This is a genomic window from Aestuariibaculum sediminum, from assembly GCF_014596945.1.
Classification (GTDB): Bacteria; Bacteroidota; Bacteroidia; order Flavobacteriales; family Flavobacteriaceae; genus Aestuariibaculum; species Aestuariibaculum sediminum.
The window spans coordinates 257,607-273,443 of the sequence record NZ_JACVXB010000004.1 but is presented as its reverse complement, the minus strand read 5'-3'; the positions used below and the strand labels follow the sequence as shown (position 1 = coordinate 273,443).

At 33.8% G+C, this 15,837-nt stretch carries 15 protein-coding genes and 2 pseudogenes; 13 read left to right on the top strand and 4 right to left on the bottom strand.

Going from position 1 to position 15,837, the window contains the following annotated elements; all coding sequences use genetic code 11:
* Window positions 1–106: 106 nt before the first annotated feature.
* The 4 genes from smpB to ICJ83_RS11205 all read left to right on the top strand — a co-directional run bounded on the left by smpB (window position 107) and on the right by ICJ83_RS11205 (window position 3,523).
* Window positions 107–565 carry an SsrA-binding protein SmpB gene (gene smpB, locus ICJ83_RS11220; RefSeq protein WP_188230489.1) on the top strand — a complete coding sequence of 153 codons (459 nt, stop codon included), beginning with the start codon at window positions 107–109 and terminating at the stop codon, window positions 563–565.
* Between the two features lie 100 nt (window positions 566–665).
* Complete coding sequence (locus tag ICJ83_RS11215) at window positions 666–1,220, top strand: hypothetical protein (RefSeq protein WP_188230488.1); 555 nt, start codon at window positions 666–668, stop codon at window positions 1,218–1,220.
* 48 nt (window positions 1,221–1,268) lie between these two features.
* Complete coding sequence (locus tag ICJ83_RS11210; RefSeq protein WP_223154743.1) at window positions 1,269–3,068, top strand: Xaa-Pro dipeptidyl-peptidase; 1,800 nt, start codon at window positions 1,269–1,271, stop codon at window positions 3,066–3,068.
* 11 nt (window positions 3,069–3,079) lie between these two features.
* Window positions 3,080–3,523: a YybH family protein gene (locus tag ICJ83_RS11205; protein WP_188230486.1), complete on the top strand. Its 444-nt coding sequence runs from the start codon at window positions 3,080–3,082 to the stop codon at window positions 3,521–3,523.
* Here ICJ83_RS11205 and ICJ83_RS11200 read toward each other — a convergent pair.
* Complete coding sequence (locus ICJ83_RS11200) at window positions 3,520–4,161, bottom strand: protein-L-isoaspartate(D-aspartate) O-methyltransferase (RefSeq protein WP_188230485.1); 642 nt, start codon at window positions 4,159–4,161, stop codon at window positions 3,520–3,522. The two genes, ICJ83_RS11205 and ICJ83_RS11200, sit on opposite strands and share 4 nt — an antisense overlap.
* Window positions 4,162–4,321: 160 nt before the next feature.
* On the opposite strand from ICJ83_RS11200, the gene ICJ83_RS11195 reads away from it, so the two are divergent.
* From ICJ83_RS11195 to miaA, 8 genes and pseudogenes are all read left to right on the top strand, one after another.
* Entirely contained in the window at window positions 4,322–5,281 is a 960-nt protein-coding gene (locus ICJ83_RS11195) for a Gfo/Idh/MocA family protein (protein WP_188230484.1), read from the top strand.
* 94 nt (window positions 5,282–5,375) lie between these two features.
* Window positions 5,376–6,269 carry a 3-hydroxybutyryl-CoA dehydrogenase gene (locus tag ICJ83_RS11190; protein ID WP_188230483.1) on the top strand — a complete coding sequence of 298 codons (894 nt, stop codon included), beginning with the start codon at window positions 5,376–5,378 and terminating at the stop codon, window positions 6,267–6,269.
* A gap of 41 nt (window positions 6,270–6,310) precedes the next feature.
* Window positions 6,311–6,979, top strand: coding sequence for a YggS family pyridoxal phosphate-dependent enzyme (locus ICJ83_RS11185; protein WP_188230482.1), 669 nt, complete (start codon window positions 6,311–6,313; stop codon window positions 6,977–6,979).
* Window positions 6,980–7,040: 61 nt separating this feature from the next.
* Window positions 7,041–7,835 (top strand): annotated as a pseudogene (locus tag ICJ83_RS17170) (exonuclease domain-containing protein); the annotation flags it as partial.
* Window positions 7,836–8,138: 303 nt separating this feature from the next.
* Window positions 8,139–8,261 (top strand): annotated as a pseudogene (locus tag ICJ83_RS17165) (exonuclease domain-containing protein); the annotation flags it as partial.
* Window positions 8,262–8,697: 436 nt separating this feature from the next.
* On the top strand, window positions 8,698–10,662 hold the full coding sequence (locus tag ICJ83_RS11175) for a DUF3857 domain-containing protein (RefSeq protein WP_188230480.1): 1,965 nt from the start codon (window positions 8,698–8,700) through the stop codon (window positions 10,660–10,662).
* A gap of 21 nt (window positions 10,663–10,683) precedes the next feature.
* A complete protein-coding gene (locus tag ICJ83_RS11170; RefSeq protein ID WP_188230479.1) occupies window positions 10,684–11,544 on the top strand; it encodes an ion transporter in 861 nt (286 codons plus the stop codon).
* Complete coding sequence (gene miaA / locus ICJ83_RS11165; RefSeq protein ID WP_188230478.1) at window positions 11,537–12,445, top strand: tRNA (adenosine(37)-N6)-dimethylallyltransferase MiaA; 909 nt, start codon at window positions 11,537–11,539, stop codon at window positions 12,443–12,445. Before ICJ83_RS11170 ends, miaA begins: the two co-directional genes overlap by 8 nt.
* A gap of 8 nt (window positions 12,446–12,453) precedes the next feature.
* On the opposite strand, the gene ICJ83_RS11160 is transcribed toward miaA, so the two are convergent.
* The 3 genes from ICJ83_RS11160 to ICJ83_RS11150 are packed head-to-tail and all read right to left on the bottom strand — an operon-like array spanning window position 12,454 to window position 15,089.
* The gene (locus tag ICJ83_RS11160) at window positions 12,454–13,962 is read right to left on the bottom strand and encodes a DUF4097 family beta strand repeat-containing protein (protein ID WP_188230477.1); all 1,509 of its coding nucleotides are present in this window, start codon (window positions 13,960–13,962) and stop codon (window positions 12,454–12,456) included.
* A gap of 10 nt (window positions 13,963–13,972) precedes the next feature.
* Complete coding sequence (locus ICJ83_RS11155; protein ID WP_188230476.1) at window positions 13,973–14,554, bottom strand: hypothetical protein; 582 nt, start codon at window positions 14,552–14,554, stop codon at window positions 13,973–13,975.
* Window positions 14,538–15,089 carry an RNA polymerase sigma factor gene (locus ICJ83_RS11150; protein ID WP_188230475.1) on the bottom strand — a complete coding sequence of 184 codons (552 nt, stop codon included), beginning with the start codon at window positions 15,087–15,089 and terminating at the stop codon, window positions 14,538–14,540. Before ICJ83_RS11150 ends, ICJ83_RS11155 begins: the two co-directional genes overlap by 17 nt.
* A gap of 178 nt (window positions 15,090–15,267) precedes the next feature.
* Between ICJ83_RS11150 and ICJ83_RS11145 the strand changes: the two genes are divergently transcribed.
* Window positions 15,268–15,837 carry a DUF2911 domain-containing protein gene (locus ICJ83_RS11145; protein WP_188230474.1) on the top strand — a complete coding sequence of 190 codons (570 nt, stop codon included), beginning with the start codon at window positions 15,268–15,270 and terminating at the stop codon, window positions 15,835–15,837.

Here is a 15,837-nt window from a genome sequence, read left to right as displayed (position 1 = left end):
AAGTTTTTTAGTCTTCAAAATACATTTTTGTTTGAGTACTTTACTTTGCAAATTTGTGTAAAAAAATTAAAACGTCGCAACATAAATTTATGTAGTTTTGTGCGTCATGCAGAATAAAATTAACATACAGAACAAGAAAGCCCGATTCCTTTACGAAATTTTAGACAAATATACTGCTGGAATTGTGCTTACAGGGACCGAGATTAAATCTATAAGAAGTAGTAAAGCTTCCATTGCAGAAAGTTTTTGCGAATTTAACGATCGTGGGGAGCTTTTTGTGATTAATATGACTATTGAAGAGTATGCATTTGGTAATTACTACAATCATAGACCTAAGGCTGAAAGAAAGCTGCTTTTAAACAAACGGGAATTAAAAAAACTTCAAAAAGAAGTTCAAAGCACCGGACTTACCATTGTTCCTCTTCGTCTCTTTATTAATGATAGAGGTTTTGCTAAAATGGACATTGCGTTAGCCCGAGGAAAAAAGCTATTCGACAAAAGAGAAACTATCAAGGATAGGGATAATAAGCGCAACTTAGATAGAATAAAAAAAGCTTACAAGTAAAAATTATAAAATGCCTTATCCTTATTATTTATGAGGCGTTTAACATCCATTTTAATTCTAATCTACTATATTTAACTTTAAATTTCACAAGAATTATAAAATGAAAAAACTGCTTTTTATTGCCTTTTTAAACACTTTAACTTTTACAGTCTTTGCCCAAGATGGCGTTAATGAAGAAGAAAAACAAGAGCCTGACTACACGCAAAACGTACAAACCATAGACAACATTGTTCGAACCTTATACGATGTTGTTTCTGGTGATAAAGACGAAGAACGTGACTGGAAATTATTTAAGTTTCTTTTCTATCCTAATGCAAAATTAATTGCTTCTGGTAAAAATATAGAACGCCAAGCCCAAGTAAACTATATGAGTCCAGGCGATTACATAAAAAATGCAGGTAAGTGGATGGTTGAAAATGGATTCCATGAGCGTGAAATTCATCGCACATCAAATACTTTTGGAAATATGTCACAGGTTTTTAGTACCTATGCTTCCTACAAAAATAAAGACGATGAGGAGCCTTTTATGAGAGGCATAAACAGTATACAATTATACAATGATGGTAAACGTTGGTGGATAATTAATATTTACTGGGCAAACGAAACCCGTCGAACACCAATACCAAGAACATACTTACCTAAACAAAAATCTTAATTTATGTTTTTATTAAACGCTTTTAAAAGATGCTCTGTAATAATATTAATGAGCATTTTTTTTTCTACATTTTTAGCTACAAGTCAAAATGGAAAACCTGTTTTTAAATATGGACAAGCACAAATTGTCGAAGCTTTTAACGATCCTGAAAAATGGATTCGTCATGATTTATGGGTTGAAACCAATTTTGACACCGATGGTGACGGCAAATTAGACCGAATGCACGTGGATGTTACTCGTCCTTATCAAACAGAAACCGACGGACTGAAACTTCCTGTGATCTATGAATCTAGCCCTTATTATGCAGGAGTTGCTCCTAACATTAAAGGTGTTTTTTGGGATGTAAACCATGAATTAGGTGAGACCCCTAAAGATCATGTGCATCCTGAAGTAACTAGAATTGGCCAACGTCCAATAATATCAAACTCCCAAGTTAAAAAATGGGTTCCAAGAGGTTATATTGTAGTACATTCTTCGTCTCCTGGAACAGGCTTTTCGCAAGGGGCGCCAACTGTAGGAGGTGATAATGAATCTTTAGCTCCAAAAGCGGTTATCGACTGGCTTAATGGTCGAGCCAAAGGATATACTGAACCTTACGGATCGGAAACGGTTGAAGCATATTGGACCACCGGCAAAGTTGGCATGACAGGCACATCATATAACGGAACTATTCCTCTTGCCGCCGCCACCACAGGTGTTGAAGGTTTAGAGGTAATTATACCAGTAGCGCCAAATACATCGTACTATCATTATTACCGTTCCAATGGACTAGTAAGGTCTCCTGGTGGATATTTAGGAGAAGATATTGATGTTTTATATGAATTTATTCATAGTGGTGACGAATCAAAACGCTCATATAACAATCAATTTGTTAGAGATTCAATCCTAAGAAAAAATCAAGATAGAATTACTGGTGATTACAATGCATTCTGGGCAAGCAGAGATTATCTGAATGATATGGACTCTATGCATGCGGCGCTCCTTATGTCGCATGGCTTTAATGACTGGAACGTTATGCCGGAACACAGTTATAGAATTTATAAAAAAGCTAAAGACATGGGCTTAAACACACAAATTTATTATCATCAATTCGGACATGGAGGTCCTCCCCCACTTGATATGATGAATAAATGGTTTACACATTATTTGTTTGGAATTGATAACGGTGTTGAAAAAGAAACAAACAAAGCTTGGATTGTGCGTGAAAATGATAATCCAAGTAACCCGACACCTTATGCCGATTTTCCAAATCCAGATGCCAAACCCGTGACATTTTATTTGGGCAACGGTAATCCAGACAATGGAGAATTATCCGCTAAATCAATGAAAAAACAAGGTAAAGAAACCTTAATAGATAATGTGAATTTCGACGGAAAGTCGTTAGTTACTTCGGTAAATTCAAAGCATCGCCTTTTATATGTTACCCCTAAACTTAACGAAGATTTACATATATCTGGAGTTCCTAACATTACAGTTACCTTAGCAAGCAATAAGCCAGCTGCAAATTTATCTGTTTGGCTAGTATCACTTCCTTGGGATGAAGGCAAAGTAAACATTACCGATAATATTATTACTCGAGGCTGGGCCGACCCGCAAAACCATAAATCGATAAGTGAGAGTACTCCATTAGAACCAGGAAAATATTATACTGTGTCATTCGATTTAATGCCAGACGACCAAATAATAAAAGCTGGGCAACACATTGGCTTGATGATTTTTTGCAGCGATAAAGAATTTACCCTACATCCTAAACCTGGTACTGAACTTACTATTGACTTAGATAATACTCAACTTACGTTGCCCATAGTTGGAGGACATAAGAAATTAAAAAAGGTGATGAGTCATTAATAATTAACATTATGAAACCATTAATAGCCATACTTATTTTCACTTTAAGTTTTTCAGCTTGTAATCAAAAAGCAGCGTCTTCAGCAGAGCAAATTGAACTTTGGAAAAGCGAAATTACTCAGAGTGAAAAACAATTCTCTGAAATGGCTCAAAAGGATGGTATGAAGGTAGCCTTCTTACATTTTGTTGCTGATGATGGTGTGCTTTTACGCAGTAATAATCTCATAAAGGGCAAGGATGAAATTAGGGAATATATGAAAAACTCTAATTCTAAAGGTCTTAAATGGAAGCCCGATTTTGTAGATGTTGCTTCATCAGGAGACATGGGTTATACGTACGGAACATATACATTTACCTATAAAAATTCCTTTGGTAATGATACTATTACCAAAGGAATTTTTCATACCGTTTGGAAACGCCAAAAAGACGGGAACTGGAAATTTGTTTGGGATTAATTTTTATCTTCTAGCAAAGGAACGAATCGAAATTCTCCAAACTCATGCTGTTCAAATTCCTTAGGCCCTTTTCTAATAAATAAATTCATAATTTGAACTTGATCTCCAACAGGGATAACCAACCTACCTCCCACTTTTAACTGACTTAAAAGTGCTTTGGGCACATAAGGCGCTCCAGCGGTAACAATAATACTATCAAAAGGAGCTTCTTGCGGCAAACCTTTATAGCCATCACCAAAAATAAAACTTTTAGCTCGATACCCCAGTTGTGGTAAAAACTTACTGGTTTTTTTAAATAATTCCTGCTGACGCTCTATCGAGTAAACTCGCGCGCCTAACTCTAACAATACCGCAGTTTGATAACCACTCCCCGTTCCTATTTCCAAAACTTTATCCTCTGGATAAACATCGAGCAATTCTGTTTGAAAAGCAACGGTATAAGGTTGTGAAATGGTTTGATCGGCTGCAATAGGAAACGCCTTATCTTGATAGGCATGATCCAAAAAGCCCGAATCCATAAAAAGGTGTCTTGGAATTTTCCCAATAGCTTTTAATACTGGCTCACTTTTTATGCCTTTCTCTATTAACACGTTAACCAGTTGCTGGCGTAATCCCTTATGTTTAAAAGTATCTTTCAATATTAGTTGGTGTTAGTAAAGGCTAAAATTAGTTAAACATTTAAAACTGGAAACAATTTTTTAACATTTTATAGCACATCTATGCCCTCAAAAAAATTCGTAAGGAATAATGACAATCATACTTTAAATATCTTATTTTTGTTCAAAACCTATAATAATTATGCTAAAAGCTGGTGTACTTGGTGCAGGCCACCTCGGAAAAATACATTTAAAACTTCTAAATCAATCAGATAAATATGAACTCGTTGGATTTTATGATGCCAATGAGGAAAATGGTAAAAAAGTGGAAGCCGAATTTGGGTATAAATTTTTCAATTCGGTAGAGTCGCTAATCGATGCTGTAGATATGGTGGATATTGTAACCCCTACACTTTCGCATTACGATTGCGCTAAACAAGCCATTGCTAAAGGAAAACATATTTTTATTGAAAAACCGATAACTAATACTGTTGAAGAAGCGGAGCATATCAGACAACTTTTAGCCGAACATAAACTGCGCGGGCAGGTTGGTCATGTAGAGCGTTTTAACCCAGCTTTTTTAGCTGTAAAAGACGACATAAAAGCCCCTATGTTTATCGAATCGCATCGCCTAGCAGAATTTAATCCTAGAGGGACTGATGTACCTGTGGTATTAGATTTAATGATTCATGATATTGACATCATTTTAAGCGTTGTAAAATCTAAAGTAAAACATATAAGTGCAAGTGGCGTTGCTGTAATTAGTAATTCTCCGGATATCGCCAATGCAAGAATCGAGTTCGAAAATGGTTGTGTAGCTAATTTAACCGCTAGCCGTATTTCCTTAAAAAAAATGCGTAAAGCACGTTTTTTTCAAAAAGACGCTTACATTTCGGTCGATTTTCTCGAAAAGAAATGTGAAGTTGTTAAAATGAAAAATGCACCCGAGCAGCCAGGTGATTTCGACATGATTCTTCAAAATGCTGAAGGAGAAAAAAAGCAAATATATTTCGATAATCCACCAGTAGAAAGTAACAATTCTATATTAGACGAACTAAATGCTTTTGCATATGCCATAAATAATAATCAAGCTCCGGTTGTTACATTACATGACGGCACCGAAGCGCTGCGCGTAGCTACGCAAATTATCAATTGTTTTTAATATTCTAAAAACACCTTTAAAACCATAGAATACAAATAGTTTGATACTAAACCATCAAACTATTTGCTTTTTAAAAAATAAAACAAGTTTTAAAATGAAAAATATTGCAGTCATAGGTGCCGGTACAATGGGTAATGGCATCGCTCATACTTTTGCTCAAAAAGGGTTTCATGTAAACCTCATTGACATTAACGAGCATTCGTTGCAGAATGGTTTGGCTACCATTACAAAGAATCTTGACCGAATGATTACTAAAGAAGTGATTACTGAGTCGGATAAGTCTGCAACATTAGAAAATATAAACACTTATGTAGAATTATCTGAGGGTGTTAAAAATATCGATTTGGTTGTTGAAGCTGCTACTGAAAATATTGATTTAAAACTTAAAATTTTCAAGCAGTTAGACGAAACTTGTGCCGAACATACAATTTTAGCAACAAATACATCTTCAATTTCAATAACGGAAATTGCTGCAGAAACTCAAAGAGCTGATAAAGTTATAGGAATGCATTTTATGAACCCTGTACCCATTATGAAGCTTGTTGAAGTTATTCGTGGATACAACACCAGTGATGCAGTAAGCCAAACCATAATGAGTCTTTCTGAAACTATAGGCAAAACTCCTGTTGAAGTTAACGATTACCCTGGGTTTGTGGCCAATCGCATTTTAATGCCAATGCTTAATGAATCTATCGAAACATTATATAACGGTGTTGCTGGGGTTTATGAAATTGATACCGTTATGAAACTGGGTATGGCACACCCTATGGGACCATTACAATTAGCCGATTTTATTGGCTTAGATGTATGCTTATCCATTCTAAATGTGATGTACGACGGTTTTAAAAACCCAAAATATGCACCATGCCCTTTATTGGTTAATATGGTTCGTGCGGGAAAACTTGGTGTAAAATCCGGTGAAGGCTTTTACGATTATTCCGAAAGTCGAAAAGCTGAGAAAATTGCAGCACAATTTTCAATTTCATAAATAAAAAATAAACTTAACAGATTAAAAGTTTAATATATAACATGTCTATTCAAAATAATCTTTTAGAAATAAAATCACAGTTGCCCGAACATGTCACATTAGTTGCCGTCTCTAAAACGAAACCTACTACCGACATCATGGAAGCATACCAAGCTGGACATCGTGTTTTTGGTGAAAATAAGATACAGGAAATGGCTGAAAAATACGAGAGCATGCCAAAAGACATAGAGTGGCATATGATTGGACATGTACAACGAAATAAAGTAAAATATATGGCCGCTTTCGTAAGTCTAATACATGGCGTAGATAATTTTAAACTTTTAAAAGAAATTAATAAACATGCGTTGCGTTACCGACGTGTTATCAATTGTTTGCTTCAAATAAAAATTGCTGCTGAAGACAGTAAATTTGGAATGACTGCAAACGAAGCCACAGATATTTTAAAATCTGAAGCATTTTCTGAATTGAAAAACATCAAAATTGTAGGCCTTATGGGTATGGCCACTTTTACTGATAATGAAAATCAAATAAAACAGGAATTTAATCAATTAAAAGACACTTTTGAGAATTTAAAGACAATAGAAACTTTAAATTGTAAATTGGAAACTATTAGTATGGGCATGAGCGGCGATTATAAATTGGCAATTGATTGTGGAAGTACCATGATTCGCGTTGGAAGTAGTATATTTGGGGAGCGAAATTATGTTTAATATACACTTAAACCATTAGTAGCCTAAACAAATAAACTTTTAAACGCATTAACAAGACTGTTTGTACGCAATTTTAGACATAGAAACTACTGGAGGTAAATACAATGAAGAAGGTATTACCGAAATTGCTATTTACAAATATGATGGACACGAATTGGTTGATCAGTTTATTAGCCTTGTTAATCCCGAACGAGAAATTCAACCTTTTGTAGTTAACCTTACTGGTATTAACAGTAACATGTTGCGCCATGCACCCAAATTTTACGAAGTTGCCAAGCGTATCGTCGAAATAACCGAAGATTGTATTCTTGTGGCTCATAACGCTCAATTTGATTACCGAATACTTTGTACCGAATTTAGGCGACTTGGTTTCGATTATATTCGTCCCTCATTGTGCACCGTTGAACTATCTAAAAACCTTATTCCTGATCAGCCCTCATACAGTTTAGGGAAATTGGTGCGTTCTTTAGGAATTCCTGTAAGTGATCGGCATAGAGCCTCTGGAGACGCTTTGGCTACCTTAAAATTATTTAAACTCCTGTTAGATAAAGACAGCTCCAAACGTATTATTCAGGAATCTATTAAACTCAACCCAAAACACCAGCTAGAACCTCGCCACATAGATATATTAGCCGATTTACCATCCAAAACCGGTGTATACTATATCCATAAAGCGGATGGAGAAATTATTTACATAGGGAAGAGTAACAATATAAAAAAACGTATTAATCAGCATTTTACAAATACAAACAGAAAATCCAAACAAATACAAAATCTTGTCGATTCTGTTACTTACGAAACAACAGGAAGTGAGCTTGTAGCTTTATTAAAAGAAAGCGAAGCCATTAAAACCATCAAACCTAAATTTAACAGAGCGCTTCGTCGCACGCGTTTCACACACGCTCTGTACAGTTTTAAAGACAAGAATGGTTATCTAAATTTAAAAATTGATATAGCCGATGGTCGTAAAAAACCTATTACCACCTTTAGTAATCGCGATAGTGGTAAAAGTTTTATCTCGCGTGCTATTGAAGAATACAATCTTTGCCAAAAGTTAACGGGATTGTACCAAACCAAAACCAGCTGCTTTAATTACGATATAAAACTCTGTCATGGTGCTTGTATAGGGGAAGAATCACCCGAAGACTATAACCAAAGAGTTTCTGCCCTGATTACCAAAAACAGTTTTTCAAACCAAAATATGGTCATCATCGATCGCGGGCGAGATATCGATGAACGTAGTGCTATTTTAATTGAAAATGGCATTTTTAAAGGTATAGGTTTTTTCAATTTAAATTATCAAATTAATAATATCGAAATTCTACAATCTATTATTACACCAATGCAAAATAATAGAGATACACAACATATTATCCAAAGTTACCTTCGCAAAAACAAAAAGACAAAAACAATTTTGTTTTAATACAATTAATTTAAGCGGTTCGTGTATAATTAAAAGTACTCCTGAAAAAATAATTGCTTAATTACCCCTTCAGCAAATAAAAAACTCTCACTTTGTTAGACAAGACTATTATAATACGGTAACCATTTTTTTTTAAATCAACTTTAACAAAAGTAGTTATTAGCCACAGGACTATTCATCAATTAAAGAATTTCATCATAAAGTAATAGACCTTGTGGAAAATTCGAACATTGTTAAAAAAAACAGTTATGATTTCTTACTTTTACTTCGAACGAACATTTCCTTTTATAAACTAATGACAAGATTTTTTACGGCCTTTATTTTTCTTTTAAACCTAACAGTTTACTCTCAAGAAAAATACCATTCTTACACCTTTGATGTAAAACCTGAAGAGATAACATCGAACACATTCTCCAAAGACTCAGTAGCCAATGCCTTTGTGATATATGAAAAAGGAAACAGTTACGTAGATCCTGAAGATTTTAAACTAAAAAGTGAAGTAATATGCAAACTTAAAATTTTAAATCGTGAAGCTTTTAACCAGGCAACCATTGAAATCCCTTTATACCATAATGATAAAAACAGTGAATCTGTTAATAAAATAGAAGCCAAAACATATAATCTCGAAAATGGTAAGATGGTCGTATCCAAATTAAGCAGAAAAGATATTCATGAAGAGGATTATAACGAACACTACAAGCTCGTGAAATTCGCTTTGCCTAACATTAAAGAAGGTTCTGTAATTACTTATTCATATGAGCTATCACTTCCTTTTATGTTTAACTATCAACCCTGGGATTTTCAGAGTGACATTCCTAAACTTTATAGTGAATACAATACAAGTATCCCTGCGAACTGGCATTATCATATTAAACTAATTGGTGGCAAGAAATTGAGTGTTAATGAATCTAAAAAAATTGACAATTGTCTTACAACATACAATGGAGGTGCAGCCGACTGCTTAATCGCTAAGTACGTTATGAAAGATATCCCGGCATTTACAGAGGAAGAATACATGACCACCAAAAGCAACTATTTGGCGCGTATAGAATATGAATTAAAAACCTTTCAGGATTTTAACGGAATGAAAAATAATTACGCTAAAACATGGGAAACCGTTGATACTGAATTGAAAAAGGAAAAAAGTATTGGGAGGCAATTAACAAAATCTTTAGACGTTCATGAATTTCTACCCGATTCTATAATAAATGAAACACAACAATTAAAAAAAGCAAAAGGCATTTATGCTTTCGTTCAAAATAATTACACTTGGAACGGCAAATACAGTATTTACAACGACGATTTATCGGTTAAAGACTTAATAGAGGAAAAAACGGGTAATGTTAGTTCTATAAATATATTACTGCACAATTTAATGAAAGCATCAAATATCGATGTTAAACCCGTAATTTTATCGACCAGAAACAATGGCTTTATCACTGAGATTTTTCCGGTTATATCTGAGTTTAATTATTTAATGATCCAAACCAATATAAATGGGAAGTCCTATTTTTTAGATGCTACAGGAAAATACCTTGCGTTTGGGCAAATTCCATATCGATGCTTAAATAACAAAGGCCGGCTTTTAGATTTTGAAAACGGAAGTTCATGGATAAACATAGAGCCTATGAGTAAGTCGTTTTCTATGATTGACACACATTTAATTATTAATGAGAATAACCAAATAACTGGAACTATAAAAAAAAGGGCCACAGGATATTTTGGTCTCCCTTTAAAAGAACACTATTTTTCGAATGAAAGTAATTATATTGAGACTTTAGAAAGTACACTTCCTCAAGTTGAATTAACTAATTATAAAGCATTAACAAAAGCTAAAAATTCCACATTTTTTCAGGAATCTTACGATGTTAATTACCATACTGATAAAATCAATGGGGTTATTTATCTAAATCCTTTTTTAGATAAATTCACGAAAGAAAACCCTTTTAAATTACAAGAACGAAGCTACCCTATTGATTTTGGTTTTAAACAAAACTACATATACCAGTTTAAAATAAATTTAGGAGAAAATTACAGTTTATTAGAAAAACCAGAGGATATAAATATTGCATTACCAAATGGAGAAGGACTGCTTAAATTTTCATCTGTATATGCTGATAATTCGATACAATTATTATTAAAATTCAGTTTAAATTCACCTATTTACCCATCGGAATATTATCCTTACTTAAAGGAAATTTTTAAGAAATTGGTCGATATTCAACAAAACTCAATTTTTGTATTAAAGCCCAATAGCTAATCTTTTCTTATTTTTGAGAATATGGAAAAACCACAAGACAAAAACTGGCGATCAAAACTTCATGAAATTATTTACGAGGCCGATACCCCGGCAGGAAAAATGTTCGATGTGGTTTTACTTATTGTTATACTTGCCAGTATTGTACTTGTCATGCTGGAAAGCATAAAATCATTCGACGAGAAGTACCATAATATTTTAAATATTTCAGAATGGATTATTACAATAATGTTCAGTATTGAATATATAGCACGAATAGTAACAGTAAAAAAACCTTTCAAATACATTTTTAGTTTTTATGGTATTATCGATTTTTTATCGACTATCCCAAAGTATATTTCTTTAATCGTTGGTGGGGTTCATGCACTAGCGGCGTTAAGAGCATTACGATTGTTACGCATGTTCCGAATTTTAAAACTTGCACGCTATTTAGGAGCCTCCAATAATCTTGTTAACGCATTAAAGGCCAGTAAAGCCAAAATATCGGTGTTTTTATTTGCTGTGCTTATTGTGGCGATTATTTTGGGAACCATTATGTATTTAGTAGAAGGTGAAGAAAACGGTTTTACAAACATACCTAAAAGTGTGTACTGGTGTATTGTAACTCTTACTACCGTTGGCTTTGGAGATATTGCTCCTCAGACACCTTTAGGTCAATTTATAGCGTCTTTAGTAATGGTTTTAGGTTATGGCATTATTGCCGTACCAACAGGAATAGTTTCGGCGGAATATACTAACCAGAACAAAAAAGATAAAAAAGAAGGAGAAACTATAAAACCTTCAGTTCACTTAAACACTCAGGTTTGTGTAAACTGTTCGACTGAAAAACATAGAGATGACGCCGATTTTTGTTATCATTGCGGGCATAAATTAAACAATGAATAAATTTCTAATTTCTATCATAGGGCCAACGGCCATTGGAAAAACCGCTTTGAGTATTAAATTGGCAAATCATTTTAATACAGAAATTATTTCTGCCGACTCTAGACAATTTTTTAAAGAAATGCAAATTGGCACGGCAGCTCCATCCAAAAAAGAATTAAGCGCAGCGAAGCATCATTTTATTCATCATAAATCAGTTGAAGATAATTATAGTGTAGGAACTTTTGAAAAAGATGCTTTAACCCGTTTGAATAAACTTTACAACTCACATAACATAGTGGTTATGGTAGGTGGCTCAGGACTCTATGTAGACGCTGTTACGAAAGGTTTAGATGACTTTCCTGATGTCGATCCAGAAATTAGAACAACTTTAAACAAAGACTTAGAAACCAAAGGTCTCGCTCATCTGCAGCAGGAACTTCAAAATTTAGACCCTGAGGCATTTAAAGCGATAGCAATAGACAATCCTCACCGTGTTATTCGTGCTCTTGAAATATGTAAAGGAACAGGTAAGCCCTACTCTTCATTTTTAAATAAAGCAAAAAACATACGACCATTTAAAACAATTACTATAGGCTTAACAGCCGATAGAGAAATCATTTATAATCGCATTAATAAAAGGGTTGATATTATGATGGATACAGGTTTGCTAGATGAGGTTAAACAATTGCTTCCCTTTAAAGACCTAAATGCACTTAATACGGTAGGATATAAAGAGATTTTTAAATATTTAAACGGCGAATGGGAACTGGAGTTTGCTGTTTCGGAAATTAAAAAAAATAGCAGAAGATTTGCAAAACGACAGCTTACTTGGTTTAAAAAGACTGAAAATGCTAATTGGTTCGACTACCAAACACCAGTGAAGGACATAATAAAAGTTTGTGAAGAAATTATGGCGTCTTAATTAGGTGGCTACTTCATATCTATAGTGCTATATTTAGCATTTACTATAATATTTTTACCGCTACTTAAACTTCCAGTTGAAAATGTAGAAACATTATTTTTATCTTCTTTTTCAGGGTGACTAAAACGGGAATGATTACCTGTGTATTGTAGTTTATATGCCACTTTAGGCAAAACAATAGTGGCATCGCTGTTTTGTAAAACAACATTTAAATTTGAAAACTCATTTCCTATATTTAATATTTTCAAATCACCAATTGAGCCATTTATGATGGCATTTCCTTCTAAGTTTTCAATAATAACATTCGAGGAATTTGAATTTACAACTAGGTGATTTACTGTACCAATGGTAGCCTTTTTTACATAATTTAAATTTAAATCGCCTAATTCCCAATTAGAAACCGTAACTGGCGAATAAGAAGCATTAATGGAAATATGATTTCCATTAATGCTATTTGCCTTAAACTTGGTGTACTCTAAATTTGCATTTAAATCGTTTATGGTAGACGCAAATTCAATTTCACCATGTCTTACATTCACTTTTAGCTTGGCTTTTTTAGGCAACTTAATTATAATCGTCTTTTTAACATCAGAGACCTTTTTATCACTAATCATTTTTTCTATTACAACCCGTCTTTCCTCGGCTAAATGCTCTCGTTTCTCCATTTCTTTTTGGCGCTCTTGCATGTGTTTCTCACGTTCCTGCATATGCTTTTCCCGTTCTTTCATTTGCTTTTCAAGTCTACGATTTCGCTCTTCTATACGATGTTGTAAACGCTCTTCAATAATAGCTTGGCGTTCCTCACTAAGATCACTTTTACTTACCTCATGCTCGATTTTTAAGGCTAACTGATCGCCCCAGGCTTCCATTTGTTCAGCATATTTTTCTCCCCATTCTTTTTCAAACTTTTCCCCCCATTCTTCCATTTTCTTTTCGTAATCTTTACCAAAAGTCTTTTCGAATTGCTTAGTATATTCTTTTAAATAATTTTCACCGTCTTTTTTATAAGCTTCGTAATCAAAATGGACTTTGCCTATACCTTCGGGAAGTGGCGGTAATTCGGGTAACTTTGGAATCGCAGGAATTTCTGGTATATCTGGGATAACAACAAAATTTGGAATTTCTGCTAATTCAAATTTTAGCTCTTCTAGCACGGCGTGCAAGGCTTCATCGTCATTGGTGCTTAATTTATATGCCCACACATGTGGCGCATGACCTTTTGTTGAAATCGTTACCTCATTAGTAGTGGCGTCAACATCGACATTCCAATCTTTCAAGGCCTCTTTTAATTCGGCCTGACTTAATCTTTCACTTTCAATATAAGCTTCTATCTCAACAATATCTTTATTCCATGTATCGATAATAATATTAGTGTAACTGGTATTTAAATTTACTTTAACCGCTTTATCGACATTAATAGATTGGGATAGTTTACTTAATTTTTCTTGTGAAAACATGTGTCCCACAATGAAAAAACAGAGAAATATCTGTAATTTATTTATAATTGATTTGTTCATTTTTTGATTTTTAGATGGATTGATTTTGGTCTTCAAATGTTTTTGAAGGATTTAATTCTTGTAATTGTGCTCTTAAACGATATAGTAAATTTAAACGAAATTTTAGATTATCAATAAGTGCATTAACAGTTAATTCACTAATACCATTTGTAGTTAATTCTTCCGACAGTCGATTGTATTCATTATCGAGTTCCTCTAGTTGTTTCACATAACCATCAAATAATTCTTTGGTTTCAGGTGTAAATTTAATTTTTGCCAACTCCATGTTAATACTTGCCAAATAATATTCTTCTACCTTTTTTAAACCTGGAGAAACATCTCCTAAAGTTTTAACAGAATTAGGCGTAACATTGGAAACAATTGGTGGCGTACTTTCAACAGGCGTTCCTTTATCATTATAAAACTTATATGCGAAAAAACTAAACCCCAACAACACAATAACACTAGCTGCCATGCTAAACCAGTTATTTTTAGGTTTATTATTAGGCAGAGCTGCATTAAGTTTTTTTAAAAACCGAGCCTCATGATTTTTTGGCATCGTTTCATTAACAATCTCCTCGTTATTAAATAAATCTCTAAGATCTTGTGCCATTTTGTTTTAGTATTAACTGTTCTTGCAATTTCACTTTTCCTCTTGATAATTGTGTTCGGGAGGCTACTTCAGATATATTTAATATTTCTGAAATTTCCTGATGGTCGTAACCTTCTATCAAATAAAGCATAACCACATACTGATATTTATCGGGCAAATTACTTATGGCTTGTTTTACATCGCCAATGGTAATCGCATCGTCTACCAACCATTTGTCGTCTTGTGGTGTATCGACCACTTTTAGATGTACCTCCTCCAAATCAACAAGTTGTTGTTTTTTAGATTTTAACAGGTCAATACATTTGTTAACGACAATACGTTTTAACCAAGCACCAAAAGTCACTTCTGCTTTATACTGATGCAACTTAGAAAAGGCCTTTATAAAAGCCTCCTGAACAGCATCCTCAGCGTCTTCAGCATCCTTTAAAAACCGTTTGGCAACAATATACATACCATCGCAGTACTGGTTGTACAACTGCAGTTGTGCCTTTCGATTATTTTGTTTGCATTGTTCAATGATATCAGCTTGAAACATGCTTTTTTTGACTTTAGGTTTAAGTTAGTTCATTTATAAAGACGACATAAAAGTTAAAGTGTTGCAAAAATTGAAGAATATTTTTCGATGAATGAAACAAAAAGTAAGAAATGTACGTTTGCATTTTATTAATTATTACTTTTTAAATTATCTTTGGTATCGTAATAAAATATAATTCATGAATATCTTTTTAAAGCGCGTCTTAATTCTTTTATCAATAATTGCCCTAGGTTTACTACTTTATTGCATTTTCGTCGAAAATATATTTGCTAAACGACTGAGTCCTAAAGATACAGTAGAATTTAAACTTAATGATTTAGAATTAGAAGTGTTTTACAACCGTCCATATAAAAAAGGGCGTGATATTTTTGGTGCCCTGGTGCCTTACAATCAGGTTTGGCGAACAGGAGCGAATGAAGCCACAACTTTTGAAACTAATAAAGAGTTACGTGTTAAACATGATGAAGGCTCTTTTTCCTTGCCTGCAGGTAAATATACACTTTGGACTGTTCCTAAAGATTCTGTTTGGACGGTAATTTTTAACTCTAAACAATATTCTTGGGGTGTGAATTCTGAAATGAAACCCATGTGGGATCCTAATTATGATGTTATCAATATTGAAGTTCCTGTTAAAAATCTAGATTCGGTTGTTGAACAATTTACCATCGCCTTTGACAATTCTACGGACAACTTATTTTTAACAATGGCTTGGGACGATGTAAAAATTGAAGTTCCTTTAGAAGAATAA

Coding starts and splice junctions, on each gene's coding strand:
- smpB (WP_188230489.1), top strand. CDS start 107: ATGCAGAATAAAATTAACATACAGAACAAGAAAGCCCGATTCCTTTAC.
- ICJ83_RS11215 (WP_188230488.1), top strand. CDS start 666: ATGAAAAAACTGCTTTTTATTGCCTTTTTAAACACTTTAACTTTTACA.
- ICJ83_RS11210 (WP_223154743.1), top strand. CDS start 1,269: ATGAGCATTTTTTTTTCTACATTTTTAGCTACAAGTCAAAATGGAAAA.
- ICJ83_RS11205 (WP_188230486.1), top strand. CDS start 3,080: ATGAAACCATTAATAGCCATACTTATTTTCACTTTAAGTTTTTCAGCT.
- ICJ83_RS11195 (WP_188230484.1), top strand. CDS start 4,322: ATGCTAAAAGCTGGTGTACTTGGTGCAGGCCACCTCGGAAAAATACAT.
- ICJ83_RS11190 (WP_188230483.1), top strand. CDS start 5,376: ATGAAAAATATTGCAGTCATAGGTGCCGGTACAATGGGTAATGGCATC.
- ICJ83_RS11185 (WP_188230482.1), top strand. CDS start 6,311: ATGTCTATTCAAAATAATCTTTTAGAAATAAAATCACAGTTGCCCGAA.
- ICJ83_RS11175 (WP_188230480.1), top strand. CDS start 8,698: ATGACAAGATTTTTTACGGCCTTTATTTTTCTTTTAAACCTAACAGTT.
- ICJ83_RS11170 (WP_188230479.1), top strand. CDS start 10,684: ATGGAAAAACCACAAGACAAAAACTGGCGATCAAAACTTCATGAAATT.
- miaA (WP_188230478.1), top strand. CDS start 11,537: ATGAATAAATTTCTAATTTCTATCATAGGGCCAACGGCCATTGGAAAA.
- ICJ83_RS11160 (WP_188230477.1), bottom strand. CDS start 13,962: ATGAACAAATCAATTATAAATAAATTACAGATATTTCTCTGTTTTTTC.
- ICJ83_RS11155 (WP_188230476.1), bottom strand. CDS start 14,554: ATGGCACAAGATCTTAGAGATTTATTTAATAACGAGGAGATTGTTAAT.
- ICJ83_RS11150 (WP_188230475.1), bottom strand. CDS start 15,089: ATGTTTCAAGCTGATATCATTGAACAATGCAAACAAAATAATCGAAAG.
- ICJ83_RS11145 (WP_188230474.1), top strand. CDS start 15,268: ATGAATATCTTTTTAAAGCGCGTCTTAATTCTTTTATCAATAATTGCC.